The following is a 23278-nucleotide window of genomic DNA, read 5'->3' as shown; positions in this document are numbered from 1 at the left end:
TTCGACTGCGTTCTACTTTAAACTGTTCGTTTGTTTCGTGTCGCGTCATCAGCGAAGAAGGCGAACTATACGCCTCCACAAACCCCCTGTCAACTCCTGCCTGCATTTATTTTTGACTTTCTCCTCACTACTCTGTTTTTCCTGTGTTTATTTTTGGTGCCTTTGACTCAGTCTTTGCGATTTTATTTGACTCCACTATCTGCCGATAGGGATGTTGACTTGTTTATAGCCTCTATTTCCTTTTACTTGTGATTAGATGACTCTTCTTATATTTGTATTTGGCACTTTCATATACTCACTTTAAATTATTGTGAACTACTTTGACTCAGGCTTTATTGATTAAACCAAATTTAATTTAGATATATTTAAGGCTATCGTTTCTATAATAGAGCTTCAGTAAACTTTTTTGTTGTTAAAATATATCAATTAAATAATTAACTTAACTTTTATCTTGTACTTTATGAACTCTATACTATATAGATGTGTCCTATAGCTATTTTTCTAACTTTAGTCTGTTGCTGTTTTTTTATATTTTGATTTTGTCAGAATAGTATTAGCTAAATTTAGAGATATAGATATATATAAAGATAAAGCGGTTTTTCTGTTACCTTTAATTAATAGTTCTAAATTAATTCCGATAATCAGATAATTTTCTATTTTAATTAATCTTATATTTTGTTTTTAAATATTAAGTATAGAATCAAGTCATAATTATATTGTTTTGATAATTGTATATAGGTGTATTAAAGCTTTAAATACGATCTGTTTACACTTTAACAAGCTTATAAATTGCTCAATCTGACTGATTAACGCAGTCTTATGTTTTAGTGTTAAGTTATATTGCAAATAATAATGGTTTCTATTATCATGCAACGATATGGAAAACCAACGCAAAGTCAATTTTTTAATTGTTATTCTAGTGCTGGGCGTGCATGCTATTTTATTTTGGACAATAGCATTTAATGAACAGCAGATTAAAGTTGATAATAATATACAAGCACTGAATTTTGTTGATTTAGGTATAAGCTCGGATATGGCTGGCAAGATTGCTGACGATGTTCCTCAACAACCCGAATCTCAACAGCATGTTGTGCATAAACAGACGGTAAAAACACCGCCTAAAAAAGTGCTACCTGAAAAAACTCTGATAAAACCTGTAGCAACTAGCAAAGTACAAAGTCAATTTAAAGTTACTCCACCCAAAGAGGATGAACCGAAGTTGATACCTGTAGTAGCAAAATCATCGCCAATAGCGCCTGCACCTAGCAACAATGTTCCAGATGCTACTTCTGCAAATACTGGCGGAAAATCAGATTCCAAATCTGCAAATGGTAAAAACAGCAGTGATCAGTCTGCTGGTAGCTTAGTTGTGCCAAAAGAATATCAGGGAGGTTATCTGGCTGCATTAAACCCGGATTATCCGTATGACTCTCGGAGTAATGGGGAAGAAGGTGTGGTGGGTATAAAGGTTTATGTAGGTGCAGACGGAAAAGCACTTAATGTCACTATAAGTAAAAGTAGTGGCTATAGCCGTCTTGACCGGGCTGCTAAGCAGGCAATACTGAGATATCGTTTTAAACCAGCTACGCGCGGTGGTATTCCAATCTCTTATAACTATCAGTTTAATATAAAATTCAAAATATCAGATTGATAAAAAATAACGATAAGTAATGTAATTTTTGTATTTTAAATGATTTAGTTAAATCATTATTAACTTTGAAGGTAATTATTCTTATGGATGGTAATATTGCTTCAATTTATGCTCAAAGCGGTTGGATTTTGCTAACTGTTCTGGCTATTCTTGTCTTGATGAGCATTATAACCTGGATTATTGCTTTGGTTCGATGCTGGAGTTTATGGTGCGCAAGGCGGGATAATCGCATAGCTTTAATTTGCTTTGAGACAGCTGAGAATCTGGTTCAATTGCAACATGAACTGGCTGAAAACCATTCACCGGTGGCTTTACTGACTCGTGATGCATTACACGCAAGTAAGCTTTATCATGATAAAGCTAATCATTCTTTGGCTGCGGCCATGCCCTTTAACCGCTACCTTACCAGTCAGATTCGTAATAGTATGGAACAGATTATGCGCCACTATGAGAGTGGACTGACTGTATTGGCATCAATAAGTTCAAGTGCTCCATTTATCGGATTATTTGGTACTGTATGGGGTATTTATCATGCTTTAATTAATATTGGCCATAGCGGACAGATGAGTATTGCTGCTGTAGCTGGTCCTATAGGTGAGGCATTAATTTCTACCGCCATAGGTTTATTTGCAGCGATTCCGGCTTTACTATTTTACAATGGTCTGGTACGCAGCAAGAAAAATTTAAGTCGTGATCTTGATGGTTTTGCTCATGATTTACATGCACAATTATTAAATAATGAGGAATAGTGATGGCATTCGGTCATTTCAGTGATGATGAGGTACATGAATCAGCTGATATTAATGTAACGCCGCTGGTTGATGTAATGCTGGTACTCTTGATTGTCTTTATGATTACGATGCCAGTATTAACTCATTCTATCCCGTTAACTTTACCTACCACCGCTAATCCTACGGAGCAAACAGAACCAAAATCTCCATTACGCTTATCGATTGGTGCTGACGGGCAATATAAATTAGGCGAACAAACACTTTCCCTAACTCAACTAAAAAATGATTTACATCTAAAGGCTCAGGCAGATCCAGAACTAGTACTGGCGATAGCTGCTGATAAACACGTTGCTTATGATCATGTTGCTCAGGTATTAGCCGCTGCTCGGGATGCAGGTTTGGTAAAAGTTGGCTTTGTTACGGAAGATAAATCGTAAATTAAATATCTCAATATAATTCTATTAAATGGACTTTCTATCGAGGAAAGTCCATTTTTTAATAGATTATTTTTATTTCAATACATTTAATTAAATAATACTACAATAAAATTTGATATCATAATTAAATACCTAAACTATTTTTGTATCCGTTTGCGCATATTAAATAATTATTCATAATTACTGATATAAATATAGTTGCGTATATTATTTCTAGTGGGATATGAAAGGAGTAATATCATATTACTGAGTGGAGACTATTTATATACTCGATAATATAGGTACTAATAAAATATACATGATGTCATTTTTTGCTTAGTCTTTTACGCCGCCTTTTTCTTTCTTTATTTGCCTTTAGAAAAGAGCTGAACTGATAATGTCAAATATTTCAAGAAAATATTTTTATAACCAATCAAACGATTGATTCTCCCTTTTATATTTATAATGAAATTTTTACGATATAAGTATTAATAAAAGCAATATATCAATATTGCTTTCCAGAGTTATGGAATAACAGAGTTTATTATTCAGCAGATTTTTCTGAGGCACTTATTAAAATAACTTATAGAATTTAGATATTGTTATGTAGTAAATTTCATGTAAAAATTTTCTAGATTATTAAATAATCCATCTATTAAATATCTGTATCTGGATTTCTATCTTTAAATGTAAAACAGGTAGATTAATTGTTGATTATCTACCTGTTGTATTGCGCCTGAACTAACGAATAATACCACGCGTTGATTGTGCAAAAAATTCTTTAAACACATGTAACTCAGGTGCTGAATCTGCTTCAGCAATAATTCTGGCTTTAGCATCAGCATAAGCCAATCCCTGGCGGTAAAGAATTTTATACAGACGTTTGATGTTGGCAATTTGTTCTGATGTAAATTGGTGCCGGCGTAAACCTTCAGTGTTAAGTCCAGCTGGCTCGGCACGATAACCAGCAGCCATAACATACGGGGGCACATCTTTATGCACACCGGCAGCAAAAGCTGTCATAGCATAATCGCCAATTTGACAAAATTGATGTACAAGTGAGAAGCCGCCCAGTATTACATAGTCGCCGATAACAACGTGTCCTGCAAGCGATGCATTGTTGGCAAAAACTGTATGATTGCCGACAACACAGTCATGAGCCAAATGAACATAAGCCATTATCCAGTTATCATCACCTATACGAGTTTCACCAATGCCGGTAACGGTACCCGTATTGAAGGTGGTAAATTCACGGATGGTGTTATGGTTACCAATAATAAGTCTTGTTGGTTCCCCATGGTATTTTTTATCTTGTGGGATTGCTCCCAGTGAAGCAAACTGAAAAATTCGATTGCCTTCACCAATAGTAGTGTGCCCGTCAATAACAACATGCGGTCCGATATCGGTATTGGCTCCAATCTGCACGTTTGCACCGATTATGGTATAGGCTCCCACAGATACGCTACTATCGAGTTCTGCTTTGGGATCAATAATGGCTGTGGGATGAATCTGCGTCATGTATTTTTCCTGCTGTCGTGGTTAACGACTAGTTTAATCATAGATGATTAATATTTTTAGTGATGTATTTTTTATTTTTCTACCTTGCGTTTGGCACACATGATTTCAGCTTCTGCCGCAACCTGATTATCTACTAAAGCAACAGCCTTGAATTTACCGATATCACGTTTGTTTGCCAATAATTTAACTTCGAATTTCAGCTGATCGCCAGGGACAACCTGACGCTTGAAACGGGCATTATCGATGCCTACAAAAAAATAAATTTCATCATTGTCACGACCACCATGACTTAAAATAGCCAGTGTTCCACATGCCTGTGCCATAGCCTCAATAATCAACACACCAGGCATAACCGGAAAATCAGGAAAATGACCAAGAAAAAAGGGTTCGTTAGCTGTGACATTTTTAATTGCACTCAAAGTCATGGCTTCACCGTCGTAAGCGATAACACGATCAATCAGTAAAAACGGATAACGATGAGGTAATAATTTCTGCAGGGTACGAATATCTAAAGGTAAAGACCAATCCATTGCTTTAATCCTGTTGGTTTGATGAATTGCCGTTTAATTCGGCTAATTGATGTTCCAAGGCTTTTATTTTTTGATTCATTTCATGTAAGTGACGAATATGGGCAGCATTTTTTACCCAGTCACTATGTTTTTGTAACGGAAAAATAGAAGCATAGTATCCGCTTTCCTTAATACTGTGGCTGACAGCTGTAGCGGCACCAATCGTTGTTTTTGGCGGAATGTGTAAATGACCACCAATCATTGCTGCACCGCCGATAACGGAATAAGCGCCAACTTCTGTACTACCGGCAATGCCTGTACAGGCTACAATAGCTACATGAGCACCGATTTTACCGTTATGGCCAATCATCACCTGATTATCAATTTTGGCATCATTTTCTATGATGGTGTTTTCAATTGCTCCGCGGTCGATTGTGGTATTGGCTCCAATTTCGACATCATCGCCAAGAATTACGCAACCGGTCTGAACAATTTTAAACCATTCATTTTTCTGTTTGTCCCATGCAAAACCGAACCCATCAGCACCAATAACACATCCCGAATGCAGTTCTACCCGGTTACCCAGTATACAACCATGATAAATGGTTACATTAGCATGAATAACACAGTCATTGCCCACCGCACAATCATCTTCAATAACAGCGCCAGCCAGAATGCGTGTGTTTTCACCAATGATACAGCGCTCACCAATAACAACATGAGCACCAATTTCGCAACTGGCTGCAATTTGTGCAGATGGTGCAACTACTGCACTGGGATGGATAGATGCTTTAGCCTGAATGCGAGGATGAAACAAACGGGCAACTTGAGCAAAGTAAAGATAAGGATCATCAGTAACTATCAGTGTACGATCAGTTAAAACTTCAGCAGATTTTTCGGTAACAATCAGTACCCCGGCCTTACTGGCCAATGCTTCTGCACGCAAACGTGGATTACTGAGAAAGCTGATATCGTTTGCCTGAGCATGTTGTAATGAAGTAATTCTGGTAACAATGACATCACTGCCACGCAATTGTCCGCCCAGCTCTTCAACTAAAGCGGTAGCGGTTATCTGGTTTACAGCCATATTTCTGCCTTACTGTTTTTGTGCATTTAATGCTTTAATAACAGCATCAGTGATATCAAATTTACTGTTGACAAATATGGCATCCTGTATGATTAAATCATATCCTTCTTTTCGTGCCATTTCGATAATAACTTTATTGGCATTTTGCTGAAGTGAGGCAAACTCTTCATTACGACGCAGGTTGTAATCTTCTGCCAGTTTTGCAGCTGCTTCTTTATATTGTTCATCCATTTGCAGCATTTGTTTTATTTTTGCTTCACGTTCGGCCGCCGGAACTTTCCCTGATTCAATTGCTTCTTTTAGTTTCAGCCCTTCAGTTTGCATGGCTTGCAGTTTTTTCTGAAATGGCGCAAATTCTTTATCAAGAACTTTCTGAATAGACTGAGCCTGAACAGATTGCTGATAAACACGACTGGTATCAATAAAGCCGAGCTTTTGTATACTTTCTGCCCATGCAAAAGAGCAGGAAAGCACAGCAGCAAATGTTAAAACAATTTTTTTAAACATAAATTTGTCCTTATCTAGCTGCGATTAGAACGTAGTTCCCAACTGGAACTGGAAGCGTTGTATCTGATCTTCCGATTTCTTATGAATTGGATAAGCATAACTGAATTTCAGTGGTCCCATAGGTGACAACCAGGTAACAGCTAAACCAGCAGAATAGCGTACTTCGTTACCAATACTTGATTTATGTGTTTTGGAGCCGCCATAAGGATTTTTTTCATCATAATAGTTATAAGTTTTGTTATCCCACACACTACCGGCATCTGCAAACATGCTGAGGCGGACAGTATGCTGATCTTTAATTCCCGGAAACGGGAACAACAGTTCTGCAGTTGCAGTAGCAATATAATTACCACCATAACTGCTGGAATCACTACTATATGAACCGTCACTGTATCGGTTAAAGTATTTCGGACCAAGTGTACCAGACTCATAACCACGTACTGAACCTAAACCACCGCCATTAAAAGCATACATAAATGGCAAATCCTTGGTTTTTCCATAGCCGTCCGCATAACCAAGCTGTCCGTATAGCATAAGGGTAAAGTTTTTATTTATCGGGAAATACCAGCGCTGGTCATGACTAATGCTGTAATATTGTAAATCACCGCCAGGTAAACCACTGTTAACATTAGCATTCATTATGTAGCCGCGAGTAGGCCATAATGAACTGTCTGTGGTGTTACGACCCCAGCCCACAGTACCTTTTAATATCCAGTTATCTTTACCATATTTCTGAACAAATTCAGCATAACGCTGCGGCGCATATTCGCCATATAAGTTAACGGCCAGATGCTCTGCACCAAGACTGAAATTAACACGGTCATACTCGGTAATCGGTACGCCCATGGTCATTGCTGCGCCAATGGTCGTGGTTTTATAGTCCATTGAGTTACTGTCTGATTTGCTGGGGTTATAACCACGATAGTACAGGTTATACCCCAGACTGACACCATCAGGAGTGAAATACGGATCTGTAAAGGAAAGAGCCGCAACCTGATTAACCTTGGAGCGGGATAGTTGCAGACTGGCCGATTTACCGGTACCAAACAAATTATCCTGTGCAATACCTGCTGACAGCAGCAAACCGTCATCCTGCGCCCAACCGGCACCAACATTAATAGAACCGGTTGATCTCTCTTTGACACTCATATCCAGATCAACCTGATCTGGTGTACCTGCTACAGGCTTAACATCTACCTGAGCATTATCAAAATAGCCTAATTGCTGAACACGCTCTTTGGAACGGTTAATTTTCGATACATCATAGGGAGCGCGTTCCATTTGGCGCAATTCTCGCCGTAGTACCTCATCACGGGTTTTGTTGTTACCTGTAATATTGATCTGATTAACATAGACTTTACGATCAGGAACAACATTCAGTACAAAATCGACAACATGTGTATTTTCATTAGTTACAGAACGAACATCTACCTGACAGAAAGCATAACCTGAGCTACCCATTTTGTCCTGAATGGCTCTGATGATATTAATCATCTGTGAGCGGTTATACCATCTTCCCGGTTTGATTTTAACCAGTTGCTGTAATGATTCTGCTGGTACTTCACGGGTATCACCGCCAACAGTTACATTACCCCAGCGATAGCGTTCGCCTTCATTTACTGTGATGTTAATCATCTGAGCAGTTTTATCATCACTGCTGTTTACTTTAACATCAGCAATACGAAAATTCAGATACCCATGATCCTGATAATAATTATTGATTTTATCCAGATCCTGCTGTAACTGGGTATCTGAATAACGATCATCCCTGGTTAACCAGCTTGTCCAGCTTTTCTGGCTTAATGACATCTGTTTACGCAAAGTATGGGCAGAATAGTGTTTATTACCACTAAAATTAATTGATTTGATGGTTGTCGTTGCACCTTCATCTATTTTCAGCTCAAGTGCAACACGATTACGTTCCAGTCTGGTAACCTTGGGAGTAATTTTTACCGCATTTTTACCACGCTGGCGATAGGCATCCTGCAAACCTATTATTGCCTGCTCCAATGTAGCCGGATTAAATACGCGTGATTGACCCAGACCAAAACCACTCAGGTTTTTCTTAATATCATTATTATTGATGGATTTACCGCCAGTAACATCAAAGCTGCTGATAATTGGCCGTTCCACTACAGTTAACAGGACCTGATTACCCATGGTTTCAACCCGTACATCATCAAAAAAACCTGTCGCATACAGTTTTTTGATAATCTCTTCACCCTCCGTATCGGTAAAAGTATCACCGATTTTAACCGGAAGGTAACTGAAAACAGTTGTGGGAGCTGTACGCTGTAAACCCTCTACCCGAATGTCTTTTATGGTAAACGGTTCGACTGCTAAAGCCAGTGAAGACAGGCCAAGCGCCATTAAACTGACAGTAATCTGTTTTAATTTCATCATTCATCCAAACAAACGGGTAATATCATTGAAGAAAGCCACCAGCATTAACATTAACATGGCAGCAATACCAAAACGCAACCCCATTTCCTGTATACGCAAACTCAGGGGTCTGCCACGAATCCACTCGATGGCATAATACAGTAAATGCCCCCCGTCTAATACGGGAACGGGTAATAAATTGAGTACGCCAAGACTTACGCTGACCAGAGCCAGAAATTCTGTATAACTTTGCCAGCCCATAGCAGCAGTTTTGCCAGCTACATCTGCAATAGTCAATGGACCGGAAAGATAATGCAGTGACGCCTGACCAGTAAGTAATTTGGCAAACATGGAAAGAGTAAGTGTAATGTAATCCCACGTGCGTTGCATAGCCAATCGTGCAGATTCAAAAAAACCGGGCTGATAATGCTGGCGAATCTGGGCATCCCATGTTTTATCACGCATGGCACCTACACCAACCTGACCAATTATTGCTCCCTTTTCAAGCACTGATTCCGGTCGCAGGCTAGTTTGCAGAATCTGTCCGCTTCGCTGATAACTAATGTCAAGTTTTGCACCGGCACTGGCCCGGATACTGTCTACCCAATCCTGCCAGCCAGTAAGTTTGCGTCCGTTAATGGTCAATAAGATATCACCTGTACGCAGACCAGCTTTAGCTGCGACACTATCCGGTATAACCATACCTATCTGATTAATAACTTTGAAAGGTGCAATACCCAGATAACCGGTTTTGGCAACATTAGCAGCAGCATCGGTACCGGCAATATTCAGTTGCCGCTGCTGCGGTTGTCCGGCTGCATTGATAACATCAACCTGAACTTTGCCGCTATCCAGATTAAGCATAATTTTAGCCTGAGCATCCGTCCAGTCTGTGACAGCCTGTCCGTTAACGCTATTGATACGGTCGCCTTGCTGAAAACCTGCATCAGCAGCTACTGTAGCTGGCTCAACCATACCCACCCAGGGGCGAATTTGAGTAATACCGCCTATACTGAAACTTGCTGCATACAGCAGTACTGCTAATATCAGGTTGGTCAACGGGCCGGCAACAACGATTGCAATACGTTTAAGAGGATGCTGCTTATCAAAAGCATAAGGTAAATCAGCTTCACTGACATCTCCTTCACGGGTATCAACCATTTTGACATAACCCCCGAGAGGGATGGGTGCCAGACACCATTCGATATTGCCGCGTTTTAAACAAAAAAATGGTTTACCAAAACCAATACTAAAACGCAGTACTTTAACACCACACCAGCGAGCCACAACCAGATGGCCTAATTCGTGCAAACTTACCAGCAGTAAAATTGCTACAATAAAAGCAAATATGGTTAATAACATGGTTTATCCTGTTCTCATCCGGCAGACCGGCCAGCTATCCATGCACTAGCTACACTACGCACCCGTGTATCAAGTTGCAATAGTTCTTCTATAGAAGACGCAGTTTGCCCGCTAAAATATTGCAGACAGTTATCAACAACTGACGCTATATCAACAAACTGAATGTTTCTGTCCAGAAAGGCAGCTACGGCAACTTCATTAGCTGCATTCAGCACACATGAACTGGCCGGATGATTGCTGTGTAATACATCATAAGCCAGTTTCAGGCATGGAAAACGCACGAAATCCGGTGCCAAAAAGTGTAAACCACTTAAACTGGTAAAATCCAGCTGTTCAACCCCTGAATCAATTCTGTCTGGTAAGCCCAGACAATGTGCAATCGGAATACGCATATCCGGTTTACCCATTTGAGCCAGTACAGAACCATCTCGGTAACGAACCATACTGTGTATCACACTTTGCGGATGAATAATCACTTCCAGCTGTTCAGCAGCAGCATTAAATAACCAGTGAGCCTCTATTAACTCAAGGCCCTTATTCATCATACTAGCTGAATCAACAGAAATTTTGCGACCCATCTGCCAGTTTGGATGGCATATTGCAGCCTCAGGGGTAATAGCCGCAAAATCTGCCAGTGCAGTATGCAGAAAAGGACCACCTGATGCCGTTAAAACCAGCGATGCTACGCCAGCATGCTCCAAATTTCCCTGATAATTATCAGGTAATGCCTGAAAAATAGCATTATGCTCACTATCTACAGGTAACAGCCGTGCACCGTACTGCTGAACAGTCTGCATAAATAAGGCACCGGCGACTACCAGAGTTTCTTTATTTGCCAGATAAATAGTCTTACCGGCTTTTGCTGCTGCTAATGTAGGTCTTAAGCCGGCGGCACCCACAATAGCAGCCATTACAGCATTAGTTTCACTATCCTGTGCAACATCACACAGGGCCTGCTCTCCAAATAAAACCTCTGTGGTAACAGCAGCCGTCTGTAATTGTACTCGCAGAACATCCGCCTGCGCAGCGGTAGCAACCACAGCGTAAACTGGATGATAACGTACACACAGTTCTGCCAGACGATCAATTTTCTGGTGTGCGGTTAACGCAAAAACAGAAAACCTTTCAGGATGGCGCCCAATAACATCAAGAGTACTCTGACCAATGCTGCCAGTCGCTCCCAGAATAGTTATAGATGTAGGATTATAACCACTCATCAAAAAATCACTTTACACTAAAACAGGCTATCAAGGCGGCATAAACACTCAGTACAGCAATCAGGGAATCTATCCGATCAAATACACCGCCATGTCCGGGTAAAAGCTGGCTGCTGTCTTTTACACCACCGGCACGCTTTAACCAGCTTTCCAGCAAATCACCGCAGATACTGACTGCAGTCAGAACAAAAGCCAGACACAGAGTTTGCCACCAAGGCAGAATAATGGGTAACCAGCCTTGCTGTTGCAGGACAATTGTATAGATAGCAACGCAAATAACCGCACCAATAGCACCTTCCCAGCTTTTATTCGGACTGATAGTTGGAGCCAGTTTACGTTTACCTACAGCCCTTCCGACAAAATAGGCAGCAATATCGGCAATCCACACTAACGCCATGATCGATAAAAGAGCACCGGCAGCTTTAGTATCCGGCCGCAAGGAAATTAATGCCTGCCAGAAAGGCACCATTAATAGCCAGCCAATCATGACACCAGACAAGTTGGCTCTGATTTTCCATTTAAATTTTAACCAGACTGGTACGATAATCAGCCAGAACAACAAAACCATTATCTGTATCCAGAGTGGTAATGCCGTCTGCTGATAATAAAAATAAAGACATCCGCCGCCTACTGCGCTGACCAGCAGATAGAGGGCATTCTGTATGTTAGTGAAATGGGCAATACGGGCATATTCCCATAAAGCCAGTAAGGCAATCAGACCGCTAAATGCAGCCCATAAACTGTTGTTAGCCCCGAACAACATACCTATCATTAAGGGCAGTAAAACCAGAGCAGTAAGAATACGTTGTTTGAGCATAAATAAATTTAGAGTCGCTGTTGGGTAAGTGGCAACTGCTCCGAGGTTCTGCCAAACCGTCTCTCCCGTTCCTGATAGGAACGTACAGCATTAGCCAGCTGAGATTCATCAAAATCCGGCCACAGAACTGGCGTAAAATATAACTCGGTATAAGCCAGTTGCCATAGAAGAAAATTACTGATACGGGTTTCGCCGCCTGTACGGATAAATAAATCCGGTTCGGGAGCATAACCAAGTGACAGATATGGCAGGATGCTGGTTTCAGTCAGTTTGGTATCTCCGGCCTGAATAGCCTGATTAACCGCCTGCAAAATATCCCAGCGACCACCATAATCAGCAGCTATAGTCAGAGTTAGCCCGGTATTGGCTGCTGTCAATGCTTCTGCTTCTTCAATCCCGTGTACGATTTCTGCTGCAAAACGGCTGCGATCACCAATGACACGCAGACGCAGATTATTTTTATGCAATTTTTGTACCCGTTTTTGCAATGACTGCAAAAACAGCCCCATCAGAAAATTAACTTCGTCCAGAGGACGACGCCAGTTTTCAGTAGAAAAAGCAAAGACTGTCAGATACTCCACACCCATACGTGCGCAGTTTGCTGTCATTTCTTCCAGCATTTCCAGCCCTTTTTTATGCCCCATAATCCGTGGCATCAGACGTTTTTTAGCCCAACGTCCATTACCGTCCATAATAACGGCAATATGCCTCGGGATTTCGGTATGTTCGGGCACACTCTGAGTACTACTAGTAACCAAAATACATCCTTTACTGCAATTATATAGTTCAGATTGCCATCAGATCGGCTTCTTTAGTTGCCAGCATCTTATCAATTTCAGCAATGTATTTATCAGTAAGCTTCTGAATACCTTCTTCACCGCGATGAACTTCGTCTTCACTGATTTCTTTGTCTTTATGCAGACGTTTGAGGTCATTATTGGCATCACGTCGTATATTACGCACGACTACCCGGCCATCTTCAGCTTCACCACGGACTACTTTAATCAGATCTTTACGTCGCTCTTCGGTAAGCATTGGCATGGGTACCCGAATCAGATCACCCATTGCTGCCGGATTCAGGCCAAGATTTGAGTTACGAATAGCCTTTTCGATAACAGCAGCCATTTTACTTTCATAGGGTTTCACCCCGATGGTGCGGGCATCCAGCAAGGTTACACTGGCAACCTGACTAACAGATACCATGCTTCCGTAATATTCCACCTCAACCTGATCTAGTAAACCGGTATGAGCGCGCCCTGTACGAACTTTAGACAGATTATCGCGCAATACATCCAGTGATTTCTGCATTTTGGTTTCAGCAGTGCGTTGAATTTCGTTAATCATGAATATTCCTGTCTGGCCTGACAGCATTTATTTCAATTTTCTCAAATTTTTGCTGTCAGAAAATGGCAAACGCGCATACTAACGCAGTTATACGCGTCACCACAAGTTTAGTTAAGCAGTCTGATGTTTATACATGGACTAATGTACCTTCATCTTCACCCCAGATAACCCGTTTAAGTGCTCCCGGTTTGAAGATGCCGAATACCACAATATTCAGTTTCTGTTCACGACATAAAGCAAATGCTGTGGCATCCATTACTTTCAGATTCTGGCTAATCGCCTCATCAAAAGTAATTTGCTGATAACGTTTGGCTTCAGGATTGGTTTTAGGATCAGCAGTATAAACCCCATCAACATTGGTTGCCTTTAACATAATATCACAATTCATTTCTACTCCACGCAAACTTGCTGCGGTATCTGTAGTAAAAAACGGATTGCCGGTTCCTGCTGCAAAAATCACCACCTTACCTTCTTCCAGATACTGGATGGCTTTCGGGCGTGCATAAGTTTCTGCTACCTGCTGCATACTTAGTGCTGACTGCACTCTGGCTTTAACCTGCTGACTTTCAAATGCTTCTTTCAGAGCCAGTGCATTCATCACCGTTGCCATCATGCCCATGTAATCGGCAGTAGCACGTTCCATGCCTTTGGCTGATTGCGCCATTCCGCGAAAGATGTTACCGCCGCCAATAACAATAGCCACTTCTACACCCATATCGACCACTTCTTTAACCTGTGCAGTGATTTGCATAATAGTATCGCGATTGATACCAAAAGCATCCGGCCCCATCAGGGACTCTCCGGATAATTTCAATAATACACGTTTGTATTTTGCTGGTTTGGTCATGATCATTCTTTCTGTCAGTTTGCTATTAGATGTTTAACAGCGATCGATAAATTTTAAAAAAATGGGAACTTTTATTTCAGCTATCTCAACCTGAGTAAACAGATAACTCAAAAAAAAGCACCCTGATTCAGGAGCCTGAATCCAGAGTGCCCGTAGCATAAACAGCCTTATACTTTAGAAGCAGCGGCTACTTCAGCAGCATAATCCACTTCTTTTTTCTCAATACCTTCACCAACATGGAATGCAACAAAACGACTTACTTCAGCATTTTGTTCTTTCAGGAATTTTTCCACAGTCTGATCAGGATTAATAACGAACTGCTGACCCAGCAGAGTTACTTCAGCCAGGAATTTCTGTACCCGGCCTTCAACCATTTTTTCAATGATATTTGCCGGTTTGCCGGAAGCTGCAGCCTGCTCTTCATAAATGTGGCGTTCTTTTGCCACAATTTCCGGGTTCACTTCAGCAGCAGAAACGCATTGTGGTTTGGATGCAGCAATGTGCATGGCTACCTGACGGATAGCCTGTGTATCGCCACCTTTGTGTTCCACCAGTACACCGATTTTGGTACCGTGCATATAGGTTACCAAACTGTTATCAGTTTCAATCCGTTCAAACCGTCGTACAGTGATATTTTCACCCAGCTTAGCAATGACAGCTTTACGAGCTTCTTCAACAGTAACGCCATCATCTGTTTTGGCTTCTGCCAATGCTTCCAGTGTAGCAGGGTTGTGCACGGCAACAGCTTTAGCCACAGCCTGAGCAAATGCCATAAAGCTGGCATCTTTGGCAACGAAATCTGTTTCACAGTTAATTTCAGCAACTGCACCTACTTTGCCATCCACGTATTCAGCAACTACACCTTCTGCTGCAGTACGGCCAGCCAGCTTACCAGCTTTTGCACCGGATTTAATGCGCAGAATTTCTTCGGCTTTTTCCATATTACCTTCGGCTTCTACCAAAGCTTTTTTGCATTCCATCATGCCCAAACCGGTAGCAGCACGCAAATCACCTACCATTTTTGCAGTAATTGCAGCCATGTTTTACTCCTTAAACTTAATTATGCTCAGCCAGACAGATATCAGGCTGAAAAATTGTTTTAAAAAAAGGGGCACTAACGTCCCCTTCTTTTACAAAGATATGAGATAACTAATTATTCAGCAGCAGTTGCAGCCTGTTTCTCTTCTGCGGCCTGAGCAGCCTGAACCACTTCCTGTAAAGACTGAGCTTTACCTTCCAGAATGGCATCAGCAATACCACGGCAGTACAAACGAATTGCCTTAGCTGAGTCATCATTACCCGGAATTACATATTTAACATCATCAGGGCTGTTATTGGTATCAACCACAGCGATAACCGGAATACCCAGTTTAGCTGCCTCTACCAAAGTACCTTTCTGATAACCGGTATCGATAACGAAAATCGCATCAGGCAGGCCTTTCATATCTTTAATACCGCCCAAAGAACGTTCCAGCTTAGCAACTTCACGCTGCATTTCCAATACTTCTTTTTTACCGTAACCGGCTTCAGTAGCATTTTCCAGCGCAACAGTTTTTTCTTCCAGACGTTTAATAGACTGTTTTACGGTTTTGTAGTTAGTCAGCATACCGCCCAACCAGCGATGATCAACGTAAGGAGCACCGGCGCGGGTAGCTTCTTCCTTAACGATATCACGTGCCTGACGTTTAGTACCTACGAACAGTACAGTTCCTTTATTGGCAGCCAGACGGCGTACTACATCCTGAGCCTCTACAAACATCGGCAGGGTTTTTTCCAGATTGATGATATGGATTTTGTTACGCGCACCAAAAATGTACTCAGCCATTTTCGGATTCCAGTAACGTGTCTGATGACCAAAGTGTACGCCTGCTTCCAGCATCTGGCGCATAGTAATTTGTGACATAATAATCTATCCTTAAAAGGGTTAAAGCCTGACACTGCCACGCATAGAACTCTGTAACAGAGCACCCTTTCGCGTACAGTGCGAGCGTTGTTTATTTTTACCGAGGTAAAACACTCAGATGATACAGAAAAAAAGCAGTTACGGCAAGTATGCAGCTTTAGGGTATCCTGCCTGAGTATTAACAGGCTAAATTATGCAGATACATACAGATAAAAGACAACAGCGTGGTTATTTGCGCCGGCAGCGGCAGCAGTTAAAGGATGATATACGTCAGCATGCTACTACCCGAATTAACCGTCTACTCTATCCTCTGATCCGACGTGATAAACGGATAGCCGTATACTGGGCAGTAGGCAGTGAATTATCACTGTGGTCATTTATTATTACTGCTCAGAAACGCGGAGCAACAGTTTATTTGCCTTATATTGCAGCCAGACAACGACAATTATGGTTTACTCCCTGCCCTATCTTCTCTCGTAAGCAAGCCACAGCCCGTTTTATGGCTCAGTACGGTTTAAAACAAAAGCGCGGTTTAATTCCTCAATTTCATGGTCAGCGCATTCGGGCTCGCTATTTACATACTCTGATTGTACCGTTGCTGGGAATCGATCAAAGAGGTAATCGTCTGGGACAAGGCGGCGGTTATTACGATGCCACACTTTCTGCATTACAATCCTGGCAACCGAAATTAATAGGGGCTGGTTTTGCCTGCCAGCGGTTACAAGAAATTCAAACTGAAAAACATGATATCAAAATACCTTATTTTGTCTGTGAACAAGGTATTGTGCACTTTAAGCTGGGTATAAATAAATTATCTGCTTGAATATTTATACAGAAAATGGTTTTAGTATTTAAGATACTTTTAAAAGTATAAATAAGCGATAAATTTAATTTCAAAAATCTTAAATAGATTGTAAAAATAAAATATTATGCAAAAGTAATATTTTTAAATGAAGATATTGCGGGATACATTTATTTATTAGAGCTTGGCTTATGATTTCCTGATGATATGCTAATTAAACTATCTAAAGATAGAAAATTTTTGCTCGAAAGAATAGAAAATACGGTTTGGCTGGAATAAACGGTTATTTATCTGAATATAAACCAGTCTTATCAAATTTTATTTTTCAAGATAATTTATTCTATGATTTTTATTTTAAAGATGATTTTATTATGCTTAAACCAGACAGGATAACTGTATTAATTATTAATAATATCAACACAATTCAGAGTAAGAATTAGAAACTGAAAACTATCAGTATCACCTTGGTTAATACAATACACTTTATCTGCTGATGCAAAATATACCATTTATATTTTAAGTGAAAGTTTTGGCTATTATTCCGTAGAAATTTAAAAGAAAAAGATAAAAATTAAATGATTATTTTCTTTAAGCTTCAGCATTATTAAACTGTATTATTCAATAAGTTTTCTCTTCGTTGTTATCATTTAGTAATCAGAAATTTAGCTGTCTGGTTATTTCTGAATAGATCCCATTTTAAACTAAATCAAATCAAATCAAATCAATTATAAGGTTAGCTAAGTCTTATATTCGAAGGTGCCACAAACAAATATATAATTCAGCACATAAGTACAATTTTTTATAAGGCAAAACAATAAAATACGGATATTCAGTATATTTATTGTTTTGCCCGATAATCGGTAATAGTCTGGAACTGATAATTACAAGCGAGTAAATATCTGCTCTTCAGGCAAGCGTGATTTTGGCCGGGTAGCATTACTGTCATTAGCGGCACGATAGCCAAGACTGACTACCAGTACACTCTTCAGTCCCTGTTGTTGCAGACCAAGAATTTCATCCATTTTCTGATCATCAAAGCCTTCAATTGCTGTTGAATCGATACCAATAGCTGCTGCTGCAAATAATAACTGCCCCAATACAATATATAACTGTCTGCTTTCCCACTCTAGCTGGCTATGAGATGTTGCACTATTTTTATTAACAAAAAAATGGCGGCCTTTATCCGTCATTTCCTTAAATTCATTCTCTCCGAAACGGCCATCCTTTTCTTCCTGAACCAGTACATTCTGTAAATGCTGCTCATCCAGGGGGGTTTTAGCACAGAATATTAAGGTATGTGATGAATCAGCTACCCGCGGATGATTCATTTCTACAATTGCCGGCATGATTTTGGCACGAGCATCGTCATTATCTACTACAAAAAAATGCCAAGGCTGTGAATTTACTGATGAAGGGCTATTTCTGATAACTTCAAATAGTTGCGCCAACTGCTCTTCCGGAATTTTTTTTGTTTTATCGTAATGTTTGGTCGTATAACGCTGTCTGGATATATCAGTAATATTCATTGTCTGGATTCCTGTTGTTTCTCAATAATTATTTAATAATTCAATTGATTAATTTAATTCGAAAATAATAATCATATTGATTAAATAAGTAAGGATACTCATAAAATATATATAACCACTATATATAATATACCGACTATATAAATTAATTAGCTTACATTTATATATATTTGAATATGGTACTTCTGAAAAATTTTACCAGTAGTGTTTTATGTAAAAAATTGTTCAGTAAAATAATAATGTTCATGGTATACATTACTTTTAAACCAGTATATCCAGTGTATCTAACTTCTCAATAACATACTGAAATCATCACTATTCATTGTTGTTTAATTTTTTGCTGACACTGATAACAATATATTTTACCGCCAAATATATTTTTATGATTCCGGCAATAATCAACTACGCCTGATGAGATATTTTTATGACACATGGAGCAAAAATAATAAGTTGCTGAACTCAAATTTTCATTTTGTGGATGAGCTATATAAGCTGATTTAGTTATCAATTGATCAGATAACTTATTCAAACCAAAATAACTTGGCCAGTCATATCGTGCAGGTTGATGCAACTGCACCAGCTGACGGGCGAATTTTTGTATACTGGCAATTTGTGCTGTACGGATAAAACTTAAGATACCCGCGGGTTTGCTTAACTGCTGTACTTTTGTTTGCAATTGCTCATTTTTTATTACGCTATCCAACCCGGAAATCGGATTTCGGGGACGCCGGATACAGGCATCGTTAGAGACGAGTATCAGGCTATATAATGACGGACGCAATTTTCTGCCAAAACGGCTGGGCAGCTGAATCTTATCTGAAAGTAATAAATTATTCAGCAGGCTAATATGACGTCGGTTTTGTTCAAGAGGAGAAGACATTCCCTGTTCATTACCTTCATATATACGTGAAAACTCACCCTGCTCATTAATAATCAGGCTGCCAGTTATTCTTTTACTTTCACATACAAATATTTGCATATGACGATTAATTAGTAAATGGTCAATTTGTGCCACTTTTCCCTGATACTTTAATCTTAAATCATTGATAATTACCCATTCGGAATGATTGCCAAAATGAAACTGCAGCTGATAAGCAGATTCTGCTTCACCTTTGATTCCCGAACGGATTAACCGCAGATGATGTTCAATATGCTGACGCGTCTGCTGTGTTAGATCAGACCGTTGCAATAGCCGGTGGAGTATTTCTATGTCTTTTACTTTACTGTCAGCCTGCTTAAAAATCATTTTTAGAATTCAATTGCAATAATTAGTGATAGACGTCTGTCCGGGTCTGATATTGGGCTGCATATGATTGTCCGGTAAATGATAAAACCACCGGAAACCAAAAGAGTCGTATTATATTTAATAATACGACTCACTAGCTATAATGATTATGCCAAATAAGCTATTATGTTTTTCTCATGATTTAGCTATCAAGTTTGATAAATTTCTGCATATCATTAGTCTGACAGGCTGTTAACTGCGAAAATAAAAAAACCGCTGTTATCAGCGGTTTTCAGAATCTGGTGCCCAGGGACGGACTCGAACCGTCACACCTTGCGGCGGGGGATTTTGAGTCCCCTGCGTCTACCAATTTCGCCACCTGGGCTAGCGAAGAAGACGCATTATAACGGATTTTCCATGGCTGTAAAGAATTTTTTTATGGTAAAAAATTTTTTTAACTGATTCTGAATAAAATATTGATTTTATTTTTGGATTTTTTTATATTTTACTTATTAATTTTAAAATTAAAAAATTTCTGAATTTTAAATATTTATTTAAAGTTCATTTTTGTATTATTATTAACTTTATGCTTAACATACAAAATTTTCTGGCTGTATTAACATCCGCGATTTTATTGGGTGCCTGCCAGCCTCAGTCGGCAGTTAACAATGCTCAGCCGGCAAGTGCTGATTCAGCCAAACCACTGCATCAGTATAATTTTGAAGGCAGTGATGTACGCGATGCCGGCTTGGGTGGTAAAGATTTTTCCTTGCTTGGTTCTGACGGTAAAACAGTACATCTGCGTGATTTTCAGGGTAAAATAGTAGTATTAGTGTTCGGTTATACTCATTGTCCGGATGTTTGCCCGACTAATCTGCTTGCTTATGCAGATGCAATAAATCAGCTAGGTGAGCAGGGAAAACAGGTACAGGTATTGTTTATTACGGTTGATCCGCTGCGTGATACACCACAGGTTATGGAGGCTTATGCTCCGGCATTTAATCCTGACTTTATTGGTTTAACTGTAGATAAACAACATCAGCAAGAGCTTAATAACGTTATTAATCAGTATAAAATTGCTGTACATAAAGTAGCAGGCAGTAGTTCCGGTGAATATTTAATGGATCACAGCACAGGAACATATTTAATTGATAAACAAGGCCGTACCGTAGTTTATGAACCACACAGCCAGACAGCGGCACAATTGGCTCATGACATAAAACAATTACTGGATTAAAATTATTTAATTATTATTTTTATAATTTCTGCAAACTTATTTTTCTGCAAAAATAATTTATCGCTTAATAAGTTTGCTTTTATGTATATTATTCAACACTGACAAAAAAATGACTGTACAATTAACCATAGCGTTATCTAAAGGTCGAATTTATGAAGAAACCTTGCCATTACTCGCTGCGGCAGGAATTAATGCTATTGAAGACCCGGAAGAGTCACGTAAACTGATTATTAATACTAACCATGACAATATCCGTTTAATCATTGTTCGGGCAACAGATGTGCCTACATATGTGCAATACGGAGCAGCTGATTTTGGAATCGCTGGAAAAGATGTTTTAATTGAACATGATGGTGACGGGTTATATCAACCTTTGGATTTGAATATTGCCCGTTGCAGAATGATGGTAGCCGTACGCAAAGGGTTTGACTACGCAGCAGCTTCACAACCCGGCTGCCGCTTACGCGTAGCCAGTAAATACCCTAATATTGCTGCTGAACATTTTGCCGGCAAAGGCGTACACATTGATTTAATTAAATTATATGGTTCAATGGAGCTGGCACCTCTGGTAGGGTTGGCTGATGCAATTGTTGATTTGGTTTCGACGGGTAATACGTTAAAGGCAAATAACCTGGAGGCTGTTGAGCATGTTGTAGATATTTCCAGCCGGCTGGTCGTAAATAAGGCGGCCTTAAAGCTGAAATATGCAGCTATACAACCAATTATTAATGTATTTACTAGTGCACGAAATCACGAAATTTAAATTTTTATTAACAGGAATTCTATAAATGACTACGGAAAATTCGGCCAAACTGGCAGTACTTATTGATGCTGATAATGCTTCAGCCAGTATTGTTGAATCTTTACTGGAAGAGATTGCCAAATACGGTATTGCCAGCGTTAAACGCATTTATGGCGACTGGAGCAGCGGCCTGTCCAAATGGAAAGATGCACTGTTACCACACGCTATTACCCCTGTACAGCAATTTGCCTATACTAAGGGAAAAAATGCCACTGATATGGCTATGGTAATTGATGCCATGGATTTATTATACAGTAATACTTTTGACGGCTTCTGTATTGTATCCAGTGACAGTGATTTTACCCGTCTGGCTTCCCGTATTCGTGAAAATGGTCTGACTGTTTATGGTTTCGGGCAGAAAAAAACGCCTGAATCTTTCCGTAAAGCATGTGATAAATTTATTTATACTGAGAATTTACTTAGCCATACCACAGTAGATATGGGTGAAGATAAAGTCCAGACACCGATTTTCCGCAATAAACGCAAAACTCCGGCTGAGCTGAAACAGGATACTGCACTGATGAATCTGTTCCGCAATGCAGTGAAGGAGCATGCAGATGATGATGGCTGGACATCACTGGGCGTTATCGGTCAGTATATCAACAAGGTTAATTCCGATTTCGATGCACGTAATTATGGTTATACCAAACTCTCTTATCTGATCAGTGCCATCGATATTTTTGAAACTCAGATGCACGGCAATCATTTATGGCTGCGTCTGAAAAAACGCAATAGTAGCCTTGCGCCTAAAACAGAAAGCAAACCTTACACATCGGTTAGTGAGCCGACAGCTTTCCAGCAGAATAATGATGCGCCACTGGTTATTACCATTCCGGCAGTCAGCACAGCCATGCCGGCAGAAAAAGTAAGTGTAACCATTGAGCCGGAAGAAAAAAGCAAAGCTAAAGAACCGGTGCTGGTACAGATTGAAACCAGAGCTCCAGAATTCACCAGTTATGAAAAGGGCCGGGATGATCAGACTAAACGCGGCCGTGGCCGTCCCCGCAAGACGGTATTCGAAACGACGGTAACTCCTGCGGAAAGTAGCCGTGGTCGTGGTCGTCCGGCAAAATCCGGTTTCAATAACCGCTCATCCAAATCTGGTCGTTCTTCCGGTGAAACATCCAGCCAGCACCACTGGAACCGTCTGGTCCCGATGGTACAAAAGGCCATTGAAAGAACCTGTGATATTGAAGGCTGGGCGACAGTAAGCTCAGTTGCTCGCGAGCTAGTAACCAGCGATGGCGGCTTTAATGCTAAAGACTATGGTTTTGACAATGCCAATAATGCTATCTCGGCAATTAGCAGTGAGTGGGTAGACAGCCGTAAGGCCGGCCGTGGCTTACGGGTACGGGTAGTAAAACCTTATGACATTGAAGTAGATGGTAATACTAT

The 23278-nt window shown here is 40.1% G+C and carries 21 protein-coding genes, 1 tRNA gene and 1 pseudogene; 7 read left to right on the top strand and 16 right to left on the bottom strand.

Translation table 11 applies throughout. The features are described 5' to 3' along the window. Positions 1 to 877 precede the first annotated feature (877 nt). The 3 genes from GYY70_RS00270 (at position 878) to GYY70_RS00260 (ending at position 2819) form a co-directional block, all read left to right on the top strand. Positions 878 to 1651 carry an energy transducer TonB gene (locus GYY70_RS00270; RefSeq protein WP_174830836.1) on the top strand — a complete coding sequence of 258 codons (774 nt, stop codon included), beginning with the start codon at positions 878 to 880 and terminating at the stop codon, positions 1649 to 1651. Positions 1652 to 1734: 83 nt separating this feature from the next. Further along, a complete protein-coding gene (locus tag GYY70_RS00265) occupies positions 1735 to 2400 on the top strand; it encodes a MotA/TolQ/ExbB proton channel family protein (RefSeq protein ID WP_084548509.1) in 666 nt (221 codons plus the stop codon). Between the two features lie 2 nt (positions 2401 to 2402). Further along, positions 2403 to 2819, top strand: a complete 417-nt coding sequence (locus GYY70_RS00260; RefSeq protein WP_025329707.1) for a biopolymer transporter ExbD — start codon at positions 2403 to 2405, stop codon at positions 2817 to 2819. A 720-nt stretch (positions 2820 to 3539) separates the two neighbouring features. Here the strand turns inward: GYY70_RS00260 and lpxA are convergent. The 13 genes from lpxA to rpsB form a co-directional block, all read right to left on the bottom strand. Beyond that, positions 3540 to 4316 carry an acyl-ACP--UDP-N-acetylglucosamine O-acyltransferase gene (gene lpxA, locus GYY70_RS00255; protein WP_037392385.1) on the bottom strand — a complete coding sequence of 259 codons (777 nt, stop codon included), beginning with the start codon at positions 4314 to 4316 and terminating at the stop codon, positions 3540 to 3542. Positions 4317 to 4387: 71 nt separating this feature from the next. Next, positions 4388 to 4846: a 3-hydroxyacyl-ACP dehydratase FabZ gene (gene fabZ / locus GYY70_RS00250; protein WP_084548510.1), complete on the bottom strand. Its 459-nt coding sequence runs from the start codon at positions 4844 to 4846 to the stop codon at positions 4388 to 4390. Between the two features lie 4 nt (positions 4847 to 4850). Next, the gene (gene lpxD / locus GYY70_RS00245) at positions 4851 to 5912 is read right to left on the bottom strand and encodes a UDP-3-O-(3-hydroxymyristoyl)glucosamine N-acyltransferase (protein ID WP_174830835.1); all 1062 of its coding nucleotides are present in this window, start codon (positions 5910 to 5912) and stop codon (positions 4851 to 4853) included. 9 nt (positions 5913 to 5921) lie between these two features. Further along, the gene (locus GYY70_RS00240; protein WP_084562371.1) at positions 5922 to 6419 is read right to left on the bottom strand and encodes an OmpH family outer membrane protein; all 498 of its coding nucleotides are present in this window, start codon (positions 6417 to 6419) and stop codon (positions 5922 to 5924) included. Between the two features lie 24 nt (positions 6420 to 6443). Then, positions 6444 to 8819: an outer membrane protein assembly factor BamA gene (gene bamA, locus GYY70_RS00235; RefSeq protein WP_174830834.1), complete on the bottom strand. Its 2376-nt coding sequence runs from the start codon at positions 8817 to 8819 to the stop codon at positions 6444 to 6446. A 3-nt stretch (positions 8820 to 8822) separates the two neighbouring features. Then, positions 8823 to 10163 carry an RIP metalloprotease RseP gene (gene rseP, locus GYY70_RS00230; RefSeq protein ID WP_096766028.1) on the bottom strand — a complete coding sequence of 447 codons (1341 nt, stop codon included), beginning with the start codon at positions 10161 to 10163 and terminating at the stop codon, positions 8823 to 8825. Positions 10164 to 10177: 14 nt separating this feature from the next. Next, positions 10178 to 11380: a 1-deoxy-D-xylulose-5-phosphate reductoisomerase gene (ispC, locus tag GYY70_RS00225; protein ID WP_174830833.1), complete on the bottom strand. Its 1203-nt coding sequence runs from the start codon at positions 11378 to 11380 to the stop codon at positions 10178 to 10180. A gap of 7 nt (positions 11381 to 11387) precedes the next feature. Then, positions 11388 to 12197 carry a phosphatidate cytidylyltransferase gene (locus tag GYY70_RS00220; protein ID WP_174830832.1) on the bottom strand — a complete coding sequence of 270 codons (810 nt, stop codon included), beginning with the start codon at positions 12195 to 12197 and terminating at the stop codon, positions 11388 to 11390. An 8-nt stretch (positions 12198 to 12205) separates the two neighbouring features. Further along, positions 12206 to 12955 carry an isoprenyl transferase gene (locus tag GYY70_RS00215; protein WP_143555308.1) on the bottom strand — a complete coding sequence of 250 codons (750 nt, stop codon included), beginning with the start codon at positions 12953 to 12955 and terminating at the stop codon, positions 12206 to 12208. Between the two features lie 28 nt (positions 12956 to 12983). Continuing rightward, positions 12984 to 13541 (bottom strand): ribosome recycling factor, encoded by a 558-nt coding sequence (frr, locus tag GYY70_RS00210; RefSeq protein WP_174830831.1) that lies wholly within the window; start codon positions 13539 to 13541, stop codon positions 12984 to 12986. Positions 13542 to 13668: 127 nt separating this feature from the next. After that, positions 13669 to 14388 carry a UMP kinase gene (gene pyrH, locus GYY70_RS00205; protein ID WP_025329696.1) on the bottom strand — a complete coding sequence of 240 codons (720 nt, stop codon included), beginning with the start codon at positions 14386 to 14388 and terminating at the stop codon, positions 13669 to 13671. 167 nt (positions 14389 to 14555) lie between these two features. Continuing rightward, positions 14556 to 15428 (bottom strand): translation elongation factor Ts, encoded by an 873-nt coding sequence (gene tsf / locus GYY70_RS00200; protein WP_025329695.1) that lies wholly within the window; start codon positions 15426 to 15428, stop codon positions 14556 to 14558. Positions 15429 to 15541: 113 nt separating this feature from the next. Further along, a complete protein-coding gene (gene rpsB / locus GYY70_RS00195; protein WP_025329694.1) occupies positions 15542 to 16291 on the bottom strand; it encodes a 30S ribosomal protein S2 in 750 nt (249 codons plus the stop codon). A 193-nt stretch (positions 16292 to 16484) separates the two neighbouring features. On the opposite strand from rpsB, the gene GYY70_RS00190 reads away from it, so the two are divergent. Then, complete coding sequence (locus GYY70_RS00190) at positions 16485 to 17114, top strand: 5-formyltetrahydrofolate cyclo-ligase (RefSeq protein WP_174830830.1); 630 nt, start codon at positions 16485 to 16487, stop codon at positions 17112 to 17114. Positions 17115 to 17974: 860 nt separating this feature from the next. Here GYY70_RS00190 and nfsB read toward each other — a convergent pair. The 3 genes from nfsB to GYY70_RS00175 form a co-directional block, all read right to left on the bottom strand. Next, complete coding sequence (nfsB, locus tag GYY70_RS00185; RefSeq protein ID WP_174830829.1) at positions 17975 to 18619, bottom strand: oxygen-insensitive NAD(P)H nitroreductase; 645 nt, start codon at positions 18617 to 18619, stop codon at positions 17975 to 17977. Positions 18620 to 18938: 319 nt separating this feature from the next. Further along, entirely contained in the window at positions 18939 to 19865 is a 927-nt protein-coding gene (locus tag GYY70_RS00180; protein ID WP_174830828.1) for a nuclease-related domain-containing protein, read from the bottom strand. A 279-nt stretch (positions 19866 to 20144) separates the two neighbouring features. After that, a tRNA-Leu gene (locus GYY70_RS00175) sits at positions 20145 to 20229 on the bottom strand. A 201-nt stretch (positions 20230 to 20430) separates the two neighbouring features. Here GYY70_RS00175 and GYY70_RS00170 point away from each other — a divergent pair. The 3 genes and pseudogenes from GYY70_RS00170 to GYY70_RS12290 all read left to right on the top strand — a co-directional run. Continuing rightward, positions 20431 to 21081 (top strand): SCO family protein, encoded by a 651-nt coding sequence (locus GYY70_RS00170; protein WP_084548519.1) that lies wholly within the window; start codon positions 20431 to 20433, stop codon positions 21079 to 21081. Positions 21082 to 21190: 109 nt separating this feature from the next. After that, entirely contained in the window at positions 21191 to 21844 is a 654-nt protein-coding gene (gene hisG / locus GYY70_RS00165) for an ATP phosphoribosyltransferase (protein WP_025329689.1), read from the top strand. Between the two features lie 25 nt (positions 21845 to 21869). Next, a pseudogene (locus GYY70_RS12290) lies at positions 21870 to 23252 on the top strand (NYN domain-containing protein); the annotation flags it as partial. Positions 23253 to 23278 lie beyond the last annotated feature (26 nt).

This window comes from Snodgrassella sp. ESL0324, from assembly GCF_013344955.1.
Taxonomy (GTDB): Bacteria; Pseudomonadota; Gammaproteobacteria; order Burkholderiales; family Neisseriaceae; genus Snodgrassella; species Snodgrassella alvi.
Note: the sequence above shows the minus strand (reverse complement) of the source record. Positions and strands in the feature narration are given on the sequence as shown.